We start from the raw sequence: 17,755 nt of genomic DNA, 5'->3' as shown, positions 1-17,755 counted from the left end.
ACCCTGATTTTAGGCGCACGCCCCTTTCTGCCCGCTTGCAAACCGGCGTTTGCCTGTAAATTGGGCCTGTTGGCCAATCGACTCCTGCCGCGAAATGCACAGGGAGCACGAGGAAGCAACGCAACGGAAGCACCACCGTCCTGCGTTGTGTTTCCTTCCGTGCAACTGAATATTTCAAGGAGTGACGAATGGCTGGAAATACAGCGCTGACTGCCCCTCTGATACTGGCTCTGGTTTGCGGATTGATTGCGGTGGCCTATGGCATATGGGCCCGGGGATGGATCCTGGCCAAGGACCCCGGCAACGCCCGCATGCAGGAGATTGCCGCCGCCATCCAGGCTGGTGCCGCCGCCTACCTCGCCCGCCAATACAAGACCATCGCCATCGTTGGCGTGGTGCTGGCGGTTCTCATCGGCATCTTTCTCGACGGCACCACGGCCGTGGGCTTTGTGGTGGGCGCGGTGCTCTCGGGCGCCTGTGGCTTCATCGGCATGAACGTATCGGTGCGCGCCAATGTGCGCACGGCACAGGCAGCCACACAGGGCATTGGCCCCGCGCTCGATGTCGCGTTTCGCGGCGGGGCCATCACCGGCATGCTGGTGGTGGGGCTGGGGCTCCTGGGCGTCACGGGCTTTTACTGGTTCCTGGCGGGCAATGGCAACCTCACGCCCACGGCCAACCTGGCCAATCTGCTCAACCCGCTGATCGGCTTTGCGTTTGGCTCGTCGCTCATCTCGATCTTTGCGCGGCTGGGCGGCGGCATCTTCACCAAGGGCGCCGACGTGGGTGCCGACCTGGTGGGCAAGGTGGAGGCCGGCATCCCTGAAGACGATCCGCGCAACCCCGCCGTGATCGCCGACAACGTGGGCGACAACGTGGGCGACTGCGCCGGTATGGCGGCCGACCTGTTCGAGACCTATGCGGTGACGCTGATCGCCACCATGGTGCTCGGCGCACTGATGGTGGTGGCTGCGCCGGTCAATGCCGTGGTGTACCCGCTGGCGCTGGGCGCCGTGTCCATCGTGGCGTCGATCATCGGCTGCTTCTTCGTGAAGGCATCGCCGGGCATGAAGAACGTGATGCCGGCGCTGTACAAGGGCTTGGCGATTGCGGGCGTGCTCTCGCTGATCGCGTTCTACTTCGTCACGATGTGGATCATGCCGGACAACTCCATCCTGGCCAGCGGCAGCCAGATGCGCCTGTTTGGCGCCTGCTTCACCGGGTTGGCGCTGACGGCTGCGCTGGTCTGGATCACCGAGTTCTACACCGGCACACAGTATTCGCCCGTGCAGCACATCGCGCAGGCATCCACCACCGGGCACGGCACCAACATCATCGCGGGCCTGGGCGTGTCCATGCGATCCACCGCCTGGCCGGTGATCTTCGTGTGCCTGGCCATCCTCTCGGCCTACCAGCTCGCGGGCCTGTACGGCATTGCGGTGGCGGCCATGTCGATGCTGTCCATGGCGGGCATCGTGGTGGCGCTGGATGCCTATGGCCCCATCACCGACAACGCCGGCGGCATTGCCGAGATGGCCGAGCTGCCCAGCAGCGTGCGCGACATCACCGACCCGCTGGACGCCGTGGGCAACACCACCAAGGCCGTGACCAAGGGCTACGCCATCGGCTCCGCAGGCCTGGCCGCGCTGGTGCTGTTTGCCGACTACACGCACAAGCTCGAGAGCTACGGCCGCGCCATCACGTTCGACCTGTCCGACCCCCTGGTCATCGTGGGCCTGTTCATCGGCGGCCTGATCCCCTACCTGTTCGGTGCCATGGCCATGGAGGCCGTGGGCCGCGCCGCCGGCGCCGTGGTGGTGGAGGTGCGCCGCCAGTTCCGCGACATCCCCGGCATCATGGAAGGCACGGCCAAGCCCGAGTACGGCAAGGCCGTGGACATGCTGACCACCGCCGCCATCAAGGAGATGGTGATCCCCAGCCTGCTGCCCGTGGTCGTGCCCATCGTGGTGGGCCTGGCCCTGGGCCCCAAGGCGCTGGGCGGCTTGCTGATGGGCACCATCGTCACCGGCCTCTTCGTGGCCATCAGCATGTGCACCGGCGGTGGCGCCTGGGACAACGCCAAGAAGTACATCGAAGACGGCCACCACGGCGGCAAGGGCAGCGAGGCCCACAAGGCCGCGGTGACTGGCGACACCGTGGGCGACCCCTACAAGGACACCGCCGGCCCGGCCATCAACCCGCTGATCAAGATCATCAACATCGTGGCACTGCTGATCGTGCCGCTGGTGGTCAAGTTCCACGGCGGATGAAGCGCACGGACCCGGCCTGACAAGCCGGGAATCCAGGTAAACAAGGGGCCTCAGGCCCCTTTTTGCCGCGTACCATGGCAGGCACCGGTTCCCGTCCTCCCAGAAGATGGCCTTGAAACACACCACACCGTCGGCCCCCGCCCCCTCCGCCAGTGATACCACGTCCTACCAGCACATCGTGCACGACGTGCTGGCACAGGCCCGGCCCTTGATGGAGCGCGTCGCCGAAGCCACGCGCATGGCTCTGCAGGCGCGCCAGGACCAGGCCCGCACACCGGGCGAACACCACGCCATGCAGGAAGCGCGGCAACAGCTGTCGCGGCTCACGTCCGTGATGGGCGAGCGTTACCCCGACGCACTGCGCAAGGCACTTGACCAGGAAGCAGCACAGAACGAGGAAAAACCCACGCGCTCCCTGTTCACCATCCATTTCGACGACCTCGAACTGATGGACGAGGCACAGATCAACGACAGCGTGGAGCGCGCCCGCGCCCGGCAGGTACTGATCTCTGCAGTGGAGGGGCCACTGGCCGACCTCGACGCCCTGGTGTGCGCGGCCCTGGGCCTGCCCCGCGTGCAGCCCGAGCACAACCCCCTGCGCCCCGAAGTCTTCCTGCAGGCATTGCAGACCGTGGTGTCGCAGATGCAGGTCACAGACCAGGTTCGGCACGACTGGATGGGACCCATGGCCCAGGCGCTGGGCGCTGAGCTGCGTGGGCTCTACCTGGCGCAGACGGATCGGCTCAAGCTCAGCGGCGTGCAGCCTGTGGGCTATGCGATGCGCCAGGCCGACGGCCAGGTGGTTTACGTTGCGCCGGCCGAAGGCGGCGTATCCCCCGGCTTTGCATCTGACAACGACCTGTCCACAGCGGAAGCCCACGCCGACCCCCTGCTCACACTCGACCGCCTGCGCCGCCTGCTGCTGGGCGAGTTCAGCGAGAACCCCGCGCTGGCGCAAGCATCTGCCACGACATCGACACCCGAGTCCGAAGAGAACTTCGCGGACCGGTTTGCCCGCGAGTTCGAGAACCCGGACCAACTTCCCCGCATCGACCCGCCCGCCACGGATTTCGCAGCCACCGTGCCCGCCGCCTTTGAGGCGCTGCAGGAGATGAACCAGGTCAGCCACATGATGGAGCGACTGGGAGGCCAGCGCTCCCAGGCAAGCGGCAATGCAGGCGCCAACCCCGCAGCCCCGCCACGAAAACATTCCGGCGGGCTGGGAGAAGCCTTGAGCATGGAGGTGGTGGCGCTGATGGTGGACAACATCGCGCGCGACAGCCGGCTGCTGTGGCCCGTGCAGCAATTCATCCGCGCGCTGGAGCCCGCCTTGATGCAGCTGGCACTGGCCGACCCCCGGTTCTTCAGCCACAAGGAGCACGCCGCGCGCCGCTTGCTGCAGGACATCACCGACCGCAGCCTGGCCTTCAGCAGCACCGAGGCCCCCGGTTTCCAGAGCTTCATGCGGTCGCTCATGAACATTGCAGGCCCGCTGGCCACGGCCACCATCGAGGGGCCCGACGACTTCGAGCACGTCCTGCAGCAATTGCACGCCAAATGGGCAGAGAAGGACCAGCAGCGCAAGCAGGAGCGCCAGCGCGCCATCGAAACCCTGCAGCATGCCGAGCAGCGCCACCTGCTGGCCGCCCGGATATCGCGCGACCTTTGGCTGCTGCCTGATTTCGGCAAGGTGCCCGACGAAATCTCCCGCTTCCTGCTGGGCCCCTGGGCCCAGGTCATGGCCCAGGCGCGCCTGACCACCACCACCGGCCGCGCCGACCCGGGCCGCTACGAGGAACTGGTGGACGCCCTGATCTGGAGCGCGCAGCCCGAGCTGACCCGTGCAAACACCGGCCGGCTCGCGCGCCTGCTGCCCAAGCTGCTGGCCAAGCTGCGCGAGGGCCTGGCGTCCATCGACTACCCCGCCACCCGGACCGAGGCCGTCTTCGATCTGCTGATGGAGCTGCACCAACAGGCCTTCAAGCCCGGTCCCAGGGTTGCCACCCAACCCCCCGCCCCGCCACCCGAGGCGCAGGCGGTGGCACCGCCAGTCCCCCTGGACGATGACGACCCGTGGGTGGCCCCCTCCGAGGCCAAGGAATCCGGCTACGTGGATATCTCGCAGTCCCCCGAACTGGAGAGCGTGGTACCGGCGCCAGAGTCCACCTCCAGCGATGCCACCGCGATGCCCCACCTGGCCCCATTGGCGCCCTTGGCTATTGGCACCTGGGTGAACCTGCAGGTGGCAGGCCATTGGGAGCGCACCCAGTTGTCCTGGATCGGCTCACAAGGCAACCTTTTCCTCTTCACCAGTGCCTCTGGCCGAACCCAGTCGATGACCCTGCGCCTTCTGGACAGGCTTTTCCAACAAGGCGCAATGCAGGTGCTGACCGAACAGACCGTGGTGGACGAAGCCCTGGACGCCGTGGCGCAGGCGGCCATGCGCAACAGCGTGGAGAGCAGGTTGTAATTTGCTCCTGAAAGAAGAGCGCTTAGCGCTTTATGGATAAGCGCCAGGGGTCATTTTTACCCCAAACATATCCTGAAAACCTGGCGCAGAACCCTGGGGGGCGGGCCCGTCACGGTCGCCGCGCTGCCTATCGTTCCTCTGGTAGTCAAACGCCATCCGGAGTGATACGCTGGGGGCGTCCAGTCCAAGGCTTTGCGACATTCGAGAGATCGAGGGGATTTGTCAGGGCCTTAGCCCGCTTCGGCGGGCTTTTTTACGCCTTCTCCGTTACGCCTTCTCCGTTACGCCTTCTCCGCTATGGCGGGCTACTTTTCGTCTTTTCAGCTCTGGCGGTTTTTCACACCGACTCTCCCGCAGCGGGCAACACAAGCACCACACTGAGGCCGCCAAGGTCGGCGGGTTCCAGGTCCAGCCGCCCTCCGTACATGGCCGCCAGGTCCTGCACGATGGCAAGGCCCAGTCCCGTGCCCGGCACCGTTTCGTCCAGCCGCACGCCGCGCTCCAAGGCCTGCGCGCGCTGCGCGGCACCGATGCCGGGGCCGTCGTCTTCTACCTTGATCAAAAGCTGGCGCAACGGTCCCTCAGCGCCCTCACCCTGCGCGTGTGCTGTCAGCCGCACGGTGGACTGTGCCCATTTGCAGGCGTTGTCCAGCACGTTGCCGAGCATTTCCTGCAGATCCTGCGCCTCGCCCGCAAAGAACAGCGGAGCATCGGGCAGTGCAATGGTGATGTCTACGCCCTGCCCGGCATGCACCTTGTTCACGACACGCACCAGTCCACCCACCACCGGCTCCAGCGCCGTGCGCTGGCCGGGCAGGTGCGCCGAGGCGGCCACGCGTGAGCGTGCCAGGTGCCAGTCGATGTGGCGCCGCGCGACCTGCACCTGGTCGAGCACCAACGCAGCCAACGCTGCGCCATCACTGGGTGCCGGCGCGCGGGCCGCGTTCTCCAGCACGGTGAGCGGTGTTTTCAAGGCGTGCGCCAGATTGCCCGCCTGGGTGCGCGCACGCTCTACCACCTCGGCATTGCGGCCCAGCACGGCGTTGAAGTCGTCCACCAGCGGCTGCACTTCGGCAGGGAACGCGCCCTGCAACTGGGTGGCGCGCGCCTGCCGCACAGCCTGCAAGCCCCGCTGCAGCGCCTGCAAGGGCTTGAGCCCCACCGCCACCTGGGCCCAGGCGGCGGTTGCCAGCAGCACCAGCAGCGCCGCCAGCGACAGCACCAGCACACGCGTGAACCGCGCGGTGGCCGCCTGGGTGGCCTGCAGATCGGCCGCCACGATCAGGCGCCAGCGCGCCGCATCCACGCCCTCGGCACGCACGGTGCGCTCCAGCACCAGCAAGGGCGCGCCCTGCGGGCCTGCCACCTCATGCGCATGCACCGCGCCATCGGCCAGGGCATCCACCTGCAGGGCCAGGCTGGTGTCCCACAACGAGCGCGAGCGCAGCATGCCGGCACGGCCGTTACCATCGGGCGCCATGGCGTCCACCTGCCAATACAGGCCGGAATAGGGTTTGAGCCAGCGCGGGTCCGACAGCGCCTGCGCAGCGATCACCGGCTGGCCCTGGGCATCAAACCCCAGCCGCGCCGTGACCTGGTCCAGCTGCTGCACGAGGGCCGCCTCGAACTGGCGCTGCACATGCTCGCGGAACAGCCCACTCAGCACAAAACCAGCCAGTACCACGGCCACAGCCACCCCCGCCACCGTCACGGCCAGCAACCGAAACCGCAGGGAGCGCGACCAATGCAACCCACCCCGGTTCATGGTGGCACCAGGCGGTAGCCCATGCCACGCACTGTCTCGATGCGGGCAGAGTGGTTCGGGTCTTGAGAGAAAGCTTGCAGTTTTTTGCGCAAGCGCCCCACAAAGACTTCGATGGTGTTGGAGTCCCGGTCAAAGTCCTGCGCATAGATGTGTTCGGTCAGCTCGCTGCGCGACACCAGCACGCCCGGCCGGTGCATGAGGTAGTCCAGCACCTTGTATTCATGCGCCGTGAGCGCCACGGGCTGGCCCGCGCAGGTCACGCGGCCACTGCGGGTGTCCAGCGACCAGTCGCCACACTGCAGCACCGCCGACGCCTGCCCGCTGGCGCGGCGTATCAGTGCGCGAAGGCGTGCCAGCAGTTCTTCGAGGTGAAAGGGCTTGGTCAGGTAATCATCGGCACCGGCGTCGATACCCGCCACCTTTTCGTGCCAGTTGTCGCGCGCGGTCAGGATCAGCACCGGCATGTTGCGCCCCTCGGCCCGCCAGCGCTTGAGCACCGTGAGCCCGTCCACCACCGGCAGGCCCAGGTCCAGGACCACGGCATCCACCGCCTCGGTGTCGCCCAGAAACTGGGCGTCGCGCCCGTTGTCGGCCTCGTCCACGGTGTAGCCCGCCTCGTGCAGCGCAGTGCGCAACTGGGTGCGCAGCAGCGTGTCGTCTTCTACCAGGAGGATGCGCATGGGTGGCTAATTGCGAGGCCGCTCTTGCCGGTGTTCTCGGCCGGTTCGTTGATCGTCGCGCGATTTGATGCGCAGCACCTCGGCAGTGCGTGCATCCAGCTTGACCTTGGTCAACTGCCCGGCAGGTGTGAGCAGCTTGATCTCGTAAATCCAGCGATCCCGCTCCTGCTCCAGCTCCACTTCCAGCACCTGGCCGGGCACTTCGCGCTGCAGGCGCTCCAGCACTGCGGGCAAGGGCAGCACCTGGCCTGCCTGCACGGCCTGCCGGGCGCGGTCATGGTCGTCATGGCCGCTGGCCGCAGCGGACGGCGCGACCAACGCCGTGCCCCACAGCGCCCACGCAGCCACCGCCAGGCGTGCGGCGTGGCGGCGTGTGGGTGTGCGGCAGCTCGTCGAAAACATGGGCCATTGTCCTGCGCAGTTTCTGAACGGCCGATGAACGGCTCTTTCACGCGCCGTTCAGGCCGCCGTTTCAACAATGGCAACACACGAAGACACTCAAAAGGACCCCACGATGACAACCGTTCGCCACCTGGCAGTTGCAGCACTGTTTGCTTGGACAGTAGCCAGCCCGAGCCACGCCGCAGACACCACCGCCGCCCAGCAGCTCGCCCACTGGAGCGCACAGGCCGGCAGTCCGGGCAACGCCGACAAGGGCCAAGTGCTCTTCACCACCCGCCACGGCGGCGAGTGGTCCTGCGCCTCGTGCCACGGCACGCCGCCCACCGCGCAAGGCAAACACGCCAGCACTGGCAAATCGATTGCGCCCTTGGCCCCGGCGTTCAACCCCAAGGCCTTCACCGACACCGCCAAGGTCGAAAAATGGTTTCGCCGCAATTGCAACGACGTGCTGAGCCGCGAATGCACGGCCGTCGAAAAAGCCGATGTGCTGGCCTACCTCAGCGCCCTCAAGCCTTGAACTGCAGCACCATGAAAAAACTTTCCCACCTCCGCCCCGCTGCCATGGCCGCCGTCCTCTGCGTGCTCACCACGATGACGCTGTCCGGCGCCCATGCAGACGGCGGGCGCGCCATGCCCCGCAACGTACCCAGCGCCTACACGCAGGAATGCGCCGCCTGCCACACCGCCTACCCGCCTGGCCTGCTGCCCGCAGCGTCGTGGAACCGCATGATGGCGGGCCTGGACAAGCACTACGGCACCGACGCATCGCTCGACGCAGCCACCGTGCGCCAGCTCAACCAGTGGCTGCAGGCCCACGCAGGCACCTACAAGCGCGTGAACGAGGAGCCGCCCGAGGACCGCATCACCCGTTCGGCCTGGTTTGAACGCAAGCACCGAAAGATCGAACCCGCCACCTGGAAGCTCGCCAGCGTGAAAAGCGCCGCCAACTGCGCGGCCTGCCACACGGGCGCGGACCAGGGGCAGTTTGACGACCACGACCTGCGCATGCCCGCAGGGCTGGATGCCCGTTCGCGTCGCGCCTGGAACGACTGAGAGCGGTGAACAGAACTCTTCTGGCGTCGTTGCCGTGTCTTGTCGTACTGGCCGTACTGCCTACGACACAGCGCCTAGCCAGAACCGCTTCGCTGAGCCCTGTTCGCCGCTCTCGATCTGCATCGAAACTGACCTGCGTCCCATCAAGGAAAACACGATGAACAACATCCCTTCCATTCACCCTGCCAGTGCTGCAGTGCAGCCAGCGCCCGCTAAAGTGCCCAGCCGCCGGGTCATCGACGCACCCACACGCATGTTCCACTGGCTTTTTGCGCTGTGCTTTGTGGGCGCCTACGCCACGGCCGACGGCGAGCACTGGCGGCTGCTGCACGTCACCCTGGGCTACACCATGGCGGGACTGCTGGGCTTTCGCTTGCTGTACGGCATCTTCGGGCCGCGCACCTCGGGCCTGGGCCTGCTGTGGCGCAAGCTGGCAGGGGCGCCCGCATGGCTGCGCGCTCTGCCCCAGGCGCCATCGGTCACACAGATCAACTGGCGCCAGGGCCAGAACCTGCTGATGGCACTGGCCATCGTGTTGCTGCTGGCGCTGGTGGTGCCCCTCACGCTCAGTGGCTACGCCACGTACAACGACTGGGGCGCTGCGCTGGGTGGCCACTGGATGGGAGAGGTGATGGAAGAGGCGCATAAGTTCTTCGGCAACGCCCTGCTGTTTGTGGTGCTGGCCCACATCGCGCTCATTGCAGGCTTGAGCGTGCTGCGCCGCAAGAACCAGGCGCTGCCCATGCTCACCGGCCGGGTGGCGGGCAACGGGCCCGATCTGGTCCCGAAGAACCGCACCTGGCTCGCCGCCCTGCTGCTGATCGCGACACTGGCCTTCGGTGCCTGGCAGTGGCAGCAGTCGCCCAACGGCTGGGTTGCCAGCGGCATATCAGCCGAACGCCAACGGCACCACGATGACGACTGAGTCATAGCCACCGACCACGAAAGAAACACCCCATGAAAATCTACATGTGTGCCGTTTGCGGCTGGATCTACGACGAGGCTGCGGGCCTGCCCGACCACGGGATCGCGCCCGGCACCCTCTGGGCGAACGTGCCCGACGACTGGCGCTGCGCGGAGTGCAATGTCGGCAAGGCAGACTTTGTGATGTGCGAGGTGTGAGAACCTGTTCAACGTCTTTTTGGAGTTGCACAAGTACCTTGCCGGGATGGGATGCTAGGCGCGGTGCGCAGCCAATAGCTCGGCTATTGGCAAGCGCCGCAACACCGCAGACCGCCCGGCAAGGCACTTGCCCGAAGGGTTGGAGTGAAATCGGGCGATTGGGCGCCTCTGCTGCTTGCATGGGCACGAGCCCATGCGGCGCATCCGAAGCATCCACTCATCCCGATTGCACTCCAATGCAATCTCCAAAAAGACATTGAACAGGTTCTAAGGAAAGGACCCCGGGTGCGGCCCACTGCGCTGCATCAGGGCTGCAGACACCAGCGCGCGGTATAACGGTTGCACCGTTGCGACCCTCCTTGCAACGCAGCTTCACGGTCCACATGCCCACTACCGACTCCACTACCGGCCTCGACCCAGCCGTTGCCGCCCAGCGCCTGCGCGAGGAAGGCCCCAACGAACTGGGCATCAGCCAGCGCCGCACGCTGCGCGACATGGCCTGGGACGTGGTCACGGAGCCCATGTTCCTGCTGTTGCTGGGCGCAGGCGCCATCTACCTCGCCATGGGCGATGCGCACGAGGCGCTGATCCTGCTGGGCTTTGTGGTCATCATCATGGCGATCACAGTGCTGCAGGAGCGCCGCACCGACAACGCGCTGAATGCCCTGCGCGACCTCTCCAGCCCCCGCGCGCTGGCGTTGCGCGGCGGCACCCTGGTGCGCCTTGCGGGCCGCGACGTGGTGCGCGAAGACCTGCTGATGATTGCCGAGGGCGACCGCATCCCGGCCGACGGCACGCTGCTGCAAGCCCACGAGCTGGCCGCCAACGAGTCGATGCTGACCGGCGAATCCGAGCCCGTGGCCAAGCAACCTGCCGACAAGGTGTTTGCAGGCACGCTGGTGGTCAGCGGCCAGGGCCTGCTGCGGGTGACGGCCGTGGGGCGCCACACCGAACTGGGCCGCATTGGCCAGTCGCTCGACACCATTGCGCTGCAGGCCTCGCCCTTGCGCGACGAGATGACCCGGCTGACCCGCAAGCTGGTGGTCATCGGCCTGTCGCTCTGCGCACTGCTGGTGGCCCTGTTCTGGGCACTGCGCGGCGACGCGTTGCAAGCCGTGCTGGCAGGCATCACGTTGGCCATGGGCATCCTGCCGCAAGAGCTGCCGGTGATCATGATCGTCTTCCTGGCACTGGCCGCACGGCGGCTGGCGGCACAGCAGGTGCTCACGCGGCGGCTCAACGCCATCGAAACGCTGGGCCAGACCACCGTGCTGTGTGTGGACAAGACCGGCACCCTCACACAAAACCGCATGGCGGTGGCGGCGCTTTGCATTGCAGGCCAGGAGCTGGATGTGCAGAACCTGCCTGCCGCAGCCGACGGCAGCGCGCTGCCCGATGCCTTCCACGAACTGCTCGAATACGCCGTGCTGGCCAGCGAGATCGAACCGCACGACCCCATGGAGCAGGCCTTTCACCGCATGGCTGCGGACCACTTGGTGGACACCGAGCACCTGCACCCCGCATGGTCGCTGGCACGCGAATACGAGCTGTCGCCCCAACTGCTGGCCATGAGCCACCTGTGGCGCGACGGCACCTCGGCGCACGACACCGTGGCCACCAAGGGCGCGCCCGAAGCCGTGGCCGACCTTTGCCACCTGCCCGACGCCGAGCGCGCCGCCGTCAGCGCCCAGGCTGCGCGCCTGGCCGACCGGGGCCTGCGGGTGCTGGGCGTGGCCAAGGCACGGCACCACACACAAGACACCTGGCCCGACGCCCAGCACGACTTTGACTTTGAATGGCTGGGCCTGGTGGCCCTGGCCGACCCGCTGCGCCCCGAGGTGCCCCTGGCCATTGCGCAGTGCCGCCAGGCGGGCATTCGCGTGGTGATGATCACTGGCGACCACCCCCGCACCGCGCGCGCCATTGCAGCCCAGGCGGGCATCGCCAACGACCGCGTGATCACCGGCGACGAGCTGGCCCACATGCCACCGCAGGTGCTGGCCGAGCAAGTCCGGCAGGTCAGCGTGTTTGCGCGCATCAAGCCGCACCAGAAGCTGGCGCTGGTCGAAGCCCTCAAGGCCCAGGGCGAGGTGGTGGCCATGACGGGCGACGGTGTGAACGACGCCCCTGCCCTCAAGGCGGCGCATATCGGCATCGCCATGGGCCAGCGCGGCACCGATGTGGCGCGCGAGGCTGCCGCCCTGGTGTTGCTACACGACGATTTCGCAGCCATCGTTTTGGCGATTCATCGGGGACGGCAGACCTTTTCCAACCTGCGCCAGGCCATGGTCTACACGCTGGCGGTGCACGTGCCCATCATTGGCCTGGCACTGCTGCCGGTGCTGTTCGGGCTGCCGCTGGTGCTGGCACCGCTGCACATTGCGTTTCTGGAACTGGTCATCGACCCAGCCTGCTCGATCGTTTTCGAGGCCGAGGAAGGCGCTGCCGACCTCATGCAGCAGCCGCCGCGCGAGGCGAACGAGCCTCTGCTGTCATCCCGCCACATCCTGCTGAGCCTGCTGCAGGGCAGCGTGGTGACAGCAGCCGTGGTGGGTCTGTATGCCTGGCTGCTGGGCCAGGCGGCACATGCCGCCACCGCCAGCACAGCCGCCTTTGTCGTGCTGGTGGCCGCCAACGCAGCGCTCATCCTGCCCAGCCGCAGCAGCCAAACCAGCTGGCGCAGCCTGTGGGCAGGCCTCACGCCCGTCAGCCTTTGGGTGCTGGGTGGCACGCTGGCGGGGCTGGCAGCTGTCACCACGGTGCCATGGCTGGCTGCACCGTTCAAATTCGCGCCGCTGTCAGTGCTGCAGTGGCTGGCCGCACTGGGTGCCGGGTTGGCCACGGTGGCCGTGTTACAGGGCTGCAAACGCTGGTTTCGTGTCGCAGCCACACCCCATTAGAAATCTGCAGAAATCGCGGCCCGAAGCAGCGCCGCAGACGGCACTACAAGCTCCTGCAGGGCCCCAGCCCGACCCTGCTCGATGGACTGCAGCACCATTTCATTGATGCCTCCCACCACCGCCACGGCCATCGCGGGATGCAAAGGAGCCCCCCGGCTCTCGCCAGTGCGCTGGTTGATCACTTCCAGCATCAGGTCCACCAACTGCTGATTGACCCGCCTCCGCGCGGCCAGGCCGGGCATGCCCAGGCCCAGGATTTCAATGAACAGGGTGCGCAGCAAGACCGGGTTGCAGGCCAGTGCACCGAAATACGCCGAAAGTGCCTGCTCCAGCTGTGCCTGCCAGTCGCTTTGGCGGTCGATGGCGCCGCGCAGCACCGCCAGTGCGTTACCGCTGGCGGATTCGTACAGCGCCGTGAGGCATTCGGCCTTGTCGGCAAAGTTCTCGTAGAAGGTGCGGCGCGACACACTGGCCTCGCGCACGATGTCGGCGATGGTGGTGTCGGCATAGCCTTTGGCCGCCACGGCGCGGGCCATGCCCTCCAGCAGGCGGGCGCGGTGCTCGGCGCCCACTGCGGCGCCTGGTCGGGTGGTTTCTTGCACGGCAGTCATGGCTTGCGGATTCCCTCGTTGATCACAGGTACTTGACAGTACCACATGTACACCCCATGATTCCAGCCACTGGTACCACAAAGTACCAACAACCCCGGACTTTCTCTTTTCACTGTGCTCCCGGAGACCCTTTCTCATGACCGAACTCGTCGTGCGACGCCTGCTCATTGATCTGGAAACGCCCTTTGACCGCCACTGGTGCGGTGGCGATGCGTTTCGCACGGCGTTCTTCAATGCGCTGTCGATGAGTTTTCCGGTGGGCGAACAATTCTTCATCGACGCGGTGAAGGGCGGGCACAAGGCCATGCCGCCCGAGCAACACGCGAAGTTCGCTGACGAGGTCCGGGGCTTCATCGGACAAGAGGCGACCCACCGCCGCATCCATGCGCTGTTCAATGGGCACCTCGAAAAGCAGGGCCTGGTCAACGAATGGGCATCCCGCGCGCAGGAACGCATGCAGCTTTTCGCCGGAGCCGACCCCCGCCACCCCCTGGCCGTGACGGCTGCCAACGAGCACTTCACCGCCCTGCTGGCTGAATGGCTGCTAGCCCACCCCGAGACCCTGCAGGGGGCGGAGCCGCGCCTGGCCACCATGTGGCAATGGCATTGCGCCGAAGAGTCCGAGCACAAGAACACGGCCTTCGACATTTACCAGGCCCTCGGCGGCAATCACGAGTGGCGCATCACCTGGTTTCGCCGCATCACCATGGTGTTTGTAGGCGATGTGCTGCGCCAGACGGTGGGCAACCTGCGCCGCGATGGCACGCTGTGGCACTGGCGCACCTGGTCCAGCGCCGCGCGCACGCTGTTTGGCAAAGGGGGTCTGGTGCGGGAGACATGGCGCCCTTGGCGCGAGTACCTGCGGCGCGACTTCCATCCCAGCCAGCACGGAACCGATCTCTCGCAGCGCTGGCTGGCCGAGCACAGCGAGCAGTACGTGCCGGTTGGCGCGCAGTGAGCCGCCAAGATCGGTAGGGACTTGCCTTTAACGGCTCTGCGCCAACCCGGCCCACACATCCATCGGCAGCCATTCCAGCGGCAGCCGCACGTCCACCCCCTCGCGGTTGCCCCGAGCGCGCAGGTAGGCCATGGACGCATCAAAGTCGTCGAGCGGCGGCGGCATGGGCTGCATGGGTTGGCCGGGCGGCTGCCAGAAGTCGTCCCAGTGGATGGGGATGACGCGCCGGGCACCCACGGCAGCGATCACCTCGGTCCACAGCGCGTCGCGGTAGCTCTCGGGCCGCGGACCCAGGGCACCGATGCCCTGCATCACCACGTCGGCGTGCACGCCCCGCAGGGCCCCGGGCTCAAAGCCCGCGCTGCCCACGATGAGCAAGGTCTTGCCCCCATGCTCGATGTGCAGCGCATAGCTTTGGCCTTCCTTGTAGTCGCTGGCACGCACGGGCGGGTGCAAGGGCTCCGTGATCTCGCCGCCGGTAAAGCCGGTGGGCGCATGCCGGCTGGGGTACAGCGTGGCGGTAAAGCGCCCAAAACGCAGGGGCTCCCCCAGCTTCGCGATACGGATCTGCGCTTCAGGCAATCCCGCGCCCCGGCCCACGTTGGCCGTGGAGGGCGAACCCAGCAGCAGTGCGCCCGTGCGCCGTGCGACCTCTGGGGCGTCCATGGCATGGTCGTAGTGCGAATGCACGGGGATCACCGCTGCGAGCGTGCCCGTCTTGCCGGTCAGCCCGGCACGCTCCAGGCCCTGGGCGATGGCCTGCTGGTCGGGCTCCACCTTGCCAAGGAAGGTCTGCAGCTTGCCGGGGCGGGAGAAAAAGCCGTCGGTGAGCAAGGCCGTCTCACCATCGTCCAGCAGCACGGTGGAGACCCCGAGGAAAGTCACCTTCAGCGGCGCCGGCGGCCCGCTGCCAACGGGCGCCTTCCAATGCAGGTCCGCGTAAGGTGCGAGCGATGGATGCTGCTGCAGCGCCCACCAGAGCGCAGCCAGCGCCAACAGCAGCAGGGCCAGCACCACCAGCAGTGCCCTCTTGAACACCGCCCGCACTATGGCACCGCCTTCACAAGGGCCTTGGCCTGCCGCCGCAGCACCAGCGTGCCAAACAGCGTGGCCAGGACGTACATGCTGACCGAGTAGATCGCCGCAGGCAGCGCCAGCTGGAAATTGCCCAGCACCGACAGCGCGATAAAAATCGCCAACGTGGAGTTGTGGATGCCGATCTCAAAACTGATGGCCGTGGCCATCGATTTATCCAGCCCCGCCGCGCGCGAAAGGTAGTAGCCCGACGCGAGGCTGATGGCGTTGAACAGCAACACGGCCGGACCGATGACCGCGAAGGATTCGACCAGCGCTGTCCATTCCTTGGCAATCGCAATCAGCGCAAACGCGGCCAGCACCACGGCGCTGAAGATCTTCATGGGCTTTTCCATGCGCGCGCTGAAGGCCGGCGCGCGCCGGTGCACCGCCATGCCCAGCACCACGGGCACCAGCACGATGATGATCACCTCGACCACCTTGCCAAACTGCAGCGGCACCACCTGGCCGGTATGGGCAAAGGTGTTGATGGCCCAGTTGGTGATGACCGGCAGGCTCACGATGGACAACACGGTGTTGATGGCGGTGAGCGAAATGTTCATCGCCACGTTGCCGCCAAACAGATGGCTGAACAGATTGGCCGACACACCGCCCGGTGATGCAGCCAGCAGCATCAGCCCCACCGCGTAGAGTGGCGCCACGCCCAGCAGCACGATGAGGGCATAGCACGCCGCAGGCAACACCAGCACCTGCAGCACCAGGGCCAGCACCACGGCACGTGGGTGGTGCATGAGGCGCTGGAAATCCCCCACCGTGAGAGAAAGGCCCAGGCCGAACATGACCAGCCCCAGGGCGATGAACAACAAGGTGGGAAGTACGGAAACAAAGCTCATGGGTCACACACGGTCAGACGGCTGCCGCGCTCCATTCATGCAGAAACCAAAACGACAAAACCCATGGCACCGCTGAGATGCCATGGGTCTGGCAGGGCAGATCTACCCTGACAACAAGGGAACACGGTGAAGGGAAACCGGCCTGGCTTACGCGGCTGCCTGGCTGGTGCGCAGCCGCACCGGGCCGCTGCGCTGCTCAATCGCCGCCTGCACTTCCTTGCGCAAACCCAGCGCAAAGGCCCACTCGGCCACCACAAACAGCGGGCCGACAATCAGGCCCACCAGGTCGTCCACAAACGCGGGCTTGCGCCCTTCGTAGTAGTGGCCCACGAACTGAATCACCCAGCCCACGGCAAACAGCCCGATGCCCGTGGCCAGCCACACCGCCAGGCTTTGCATTGCCACCCATTGGCCGCCTGCCAGCATGGCGGCCAGCAGCGCCGCCATCACTAGGCCAAAACGCGCATCCAGCCGGAAGTAGAAAACACAGCTGGCCAGTGCGCCAAACAGCGCCGGGCTCAGCGGCAACTCGCCCACCATCCACGTGGGGCGCGACAGCAGGATGACCACGGCCAACATGATCATGGGCACGCCCACAAAGTGGGTGTGGATGTTGCGTGGGTCGCGGTGGTAATCGGCGTACTGGGCCAGGTGGTCGATCAGGGTTTTCATGGGTGTCTCCTGGTATTGTTTTGAGCAGGATCAATGGTCGCCCTGCGACGGCGCCTGCGTCTGTCGGACACACGACAAAAGAAAGTCAAAGCCCGCAAGCCCAAGACCCTTCCCGTACACACGCTGGCGGACTTCCCTCGCCGCTCCCTTTTTTGTTTTGCGCCCCTTCTTTCCCGCATGACCGACCCTGCCGCCTATCTGCCCGTGCTCCAGTCCGGACGCTGGTTTGCCCACCTGCCACCCGACTTTGCCCAGCCGCTGCTGGCCATGGCACAGCTGCGCCATCTGCAGACGGGCGAAGTGCTGTTCCTGCGCGGCGATGCGCCGTGCGGGCTGTACGCGGTGGTGCGCGGCGCGGTCAGCATCTCGGGCACCGGGGGCCGGGCCGACGAGGCACGGGCCGCGCTGCTGATCCGCCTGGAGCCGCCGCAATGGTTTGGCGAGATCTCGGTGTTCGACAACTCCGCACGCACCCACGACGCGCTGGCCACCGAGCCGACCACGCTGGTGCACATCCCGCACGAGCGGCTGCAGCACTGGCTGCAGGCCCACCCGCAGCACTGGCATGCGCTGGCCCTGCTGCTCACCGACAAGCTGCGTTCGGCGTTTGTGGCCATGGAAGAGCTGGCGCTGCTGCCCGCGCCGCAGCGCCTGGCGCGGCGCTTGGTGATGATGGCCGAGGGCTATGGCCAGTGGACGGCCGAGGGCCAATCGCGCCGCGTGATTGGCATCTCGCAAGAGCAGTTGTCGCTGATGCTGGCCATCTCGCGCCAAACCACCAACCAGATCCTCAAAGACCTGGAATCGCGCCACCTGGTGCGCGTGCAGCGCGGCGAGGTGGAGATCCTGGACCTGGCAGCGCTGCGCGCCACCTGCTATTGAATTGCTATCAACTATGTAGCTGCTAGCGCTTTACCAACAAGC

General features: G+C 66.4%; 16 protein-coding genes. 9 read left to right on the top strand and 7 right to left on the bottom strand.

Annotated elements, in window-relative coordinates; translation table 11 throughout:
• The first annotated feature begins 188 nt into the window (after positions 1 to 188).
• Together ARADN35_RS0100780 and ARADN35_RS0100775 are read left to right on the top strand one after the other, a co-directional pair.
• Positions 189 to 2,270 (top strand): sodium-translocating pyrophosphatase, encoded by a 2,082-nt coding sequence (locus ARADN35_RS0100780; protein WP_029412796.1) that lies wholly within the window; start codon positions 189 to 191, stop codon positions 2,268 to 2,270.
• 106 nt (positions 2,271 to 2,376) lie between these two features.
• The gene (locus tag ARADN35_RS0100775; RefSeq protein WP_029412794.1) at positions 2,377 to 4,740 is read left to right on the top strand and encodes a DUF1631 family protein; all 2,364 of its coding nucleotides are present in this window, start codon (positions 2,377 to 2,379) and stop codon (positions 4,738 to 4,740) included.
• 337 nt (positions 4,741 to 5,077) lie between these two features.
• Here ARADN35_RS0100775 and ARADN35_RS0100770 read toward each other — a convergent pair whose 3' ends face one another.
• From ARADN35_RS0100770 to ARADN35_RS0100760, 3 genes are read right to left on the bottom strand one after another with little or no spacing between them, the layout of a single operon-like run.
• The gene (locus tag ARADN35_RS0100770; RefSeq protein WP_035198645.1) at positions 5,078 to 6,505 is read right to left on the bottom strand and encodes a sensor histidine kinase; all 1,428 of its coding nucleotides are present in this window, start codon (positions 6,503 to 6,505) and stop codon (positions 5,078 to 5,080) included.
• The gene (locus ARADN35_RS0100765) at positions 6,502 to 7,185 is read right to left on the bottom strand and encodes a response regulator transcription factor (protein ID WP_010458004.1); all 684 of its coding nucleotides are present in this window, start codon (positions 7,183 to 7,185) and stop codon (positions 6,502 to 6,504) included. Before ARADN35_RS0100765 ends, ARADN35_RS0100770 begins: the two co-directional genes overlap by 4 nt.
• Before the next feature lie 6 nt (positions 7,186 to 7,191).
• A complete protein-coding gene (locus ARADN35_RS0100760; RefSeq protein WP_010458002.1) occupies positions 7,192 to 7,587 on the bottom strand; it encodes a PepSY domain-containing protein in 396 nt (131 codons plus the stop codon).
• A gap of 112 nt (positions 7,588 to 7,699) precedes the next feature.
• Here ARADN35_RS0100760 and ARADN35_RS0100755 point away from each other — a divergent pair, with 112 nt between their 5' ends.
• The 5 genes from ARADN35_RS0100755 to ARADN35_RS0100735 all read left to right on the top strand — a co-directional run bounded on the left by ARADN35_RS0100755 (position 7,700) and on the right by ARADN35_RS0100735 (position 12,662).
• Complete coding sequence (locus ARADN35_RS0100755; protein WP_010458000.1) at positions 7,700 to 8,104, top strand: DUF1924 domain-containing protein; 405 nt, start codon at positions 7,700 to 7,702, stop codon at positions 8,102 to 8,104.
• 11 nt (positions 8,105 to 8,115) lie between these two features.
• The gene (locus tag ARADN35_RS0100750) at positions 8,116 to 8,640 is read left to right on the top strand and encodes a diheme cytochrome c (RefSeq protein WP_010457998.1); all 525 of its coding nucleotides are present in this window, start codon (positions 8,116 to 8,118) and stop codon (positions 8,638 to 8,640) included.
• A gap of 157 nt (positions 8,641 to 8,797) precedes the next feature.
• Entirely contained in the window at positions 8,798 to 9,565 is a 768-nt protein-coding gene (locus ARADN35_RS0100745) for a cytochrome b/b6 domain-containing protein (protein ID WP_010457994.1), read from the top strand.
• A gap of 32 nt (positions 9,566 to 9,597) precedes the next feature.
• Entirely contained in the window at positions 9,598 to 9,762 is a 165-nt protein-coding gene (locus ARADN35_RS0100740) for a rubredoxin (RefSeq protein WP_010457993.1), read from the top strand.
• Between the two features lie 383 nt (positions 9,763 to 10,145).
• The gene (locus ARADN35_RS0100735; RefSeq protein ID WP_010457991.1) at positions 10,146 to 12,662 is read left to right on the top strand and encodes a cation-translocating P-type ATPase; all 2,517 of its coding nucleotides are present in this window, start codon (positions 10,146 to 10,148) and stop codon (positions 12,660 to 12,662) included.
• Here the strand turns inward: ARADN35_RS0100735 and ARADN35_RS0100730 are convergent.
• Positions 12,659 to 13,273, bottom strand: a complete 615-nt coding sequence (locus ARADN35_RS0100730) for a TetR/AcrR family transcriptional regulator (RefSeq protein WP_010457989.1) — start codon at positions 13,271 to 13,273, stop codon at positions 12,659 to 12,661. The two genes, ARADN35_RS0100735 and ARADN35_RS0100730, sit on opposite strands and share 4 nt — an antisense overlap.
• Before the next feature lie 136 nt (positions 13,274 to 13,409).
• Between ARADN35_RS0100730 and ARADN35_RS0100725 the strand changes: the two genes are divergently transcribed.
• Complete coding sequence (locus ARADN35_RS0100725) at positions 13,410 to 14,231, top strand: metal-dependent hydrolase (protein WP_010457987.1); 822 nt, start codon at positions 13,410 to 13,412, stop codon at positions 14,229 to 14,231.
• A gap of 27 nt (positions 14,232 to 14,258) precedes the next feature.
• Here ARADN35_RS0100725 and ARADN35_RS0100720 read toward each other — a convergent pair whose 3' ends face one another.
• From ARADN35_RS0100720 to ARADN35_RS0100710, 3 genes are all read right to left on the bottom strand, one after another.
• Positions 14,259 to 15,269: an MBL fold metallo-hydrolase gene (locus ARADN35_RS0100720; protein WP_159103171.1), complete on the bottom strand. Its 1,011-nt coding sequence runs from the start codon at positions 15,267 to 15,269 to the stop codon at positions 14,259 to 14,261.
• 8 nt (positions 15,270 to 15,277) lie between these two features.
• Positions 15,278 to 16,159, bottom strand: a complete 882-nt coding sequence (locus ARADN35_RS0100715) for a bile acid:sodium symporter family protein (protein ID WP_010457982.1) — start codon at positions 16,157 to 16,159, stop codon at positions 15,278 to 15,280.
• 147 nt (positions 16,160 to 16,306) lie between these two features.
• On the bottom strand, positions 16,307 to 16,831 hold the full coding sequence (locus ARADN35_RS0100710) for an Mpo1 family 2-hydroxy fatty acid dioxygenase (protein ID WP_010457980.1): 525 nt from the start codon (positions 16,829 to 16,831) through the stop codon (positions 16,307 to 16,309).
• Between the two features lie 177 nt (positions 16,832 to 17,008).
• Here ARADN35_RS0100710 and ARADN35_RS0100705 point away from each other — a divergent pair, with 177 nt between their 5' ends.
• Positions 17,009 to 17,713: a Crp/Fnr family transcriptional regulator gene (locus ARADN35_RS0100705; protein WP_010457977.1), complete on the top strand. Its 705-nt coding sequence runs from the start codon at positions 17,009 to 17,011 to the stop codon at positions 17,711 to 17,713.
• Positions 17,714 to 17,755 lie beyond the last annotated feature (42 nt).

This window comes from Acidovorax radicis N35 (assembly GCF_000204195.1).
Classification (GTDB): Bacteria; Pseudomonadota; Gammaproteobacteria; order Burkholderiales; family Burkholderiaceae_C; genus Acidovorax; species Acidovorax radicis.
Note: the sequence above shows the minus strand (reverse complement) of the source record. Positions and strands in the feature narration are given on the sequence as shown.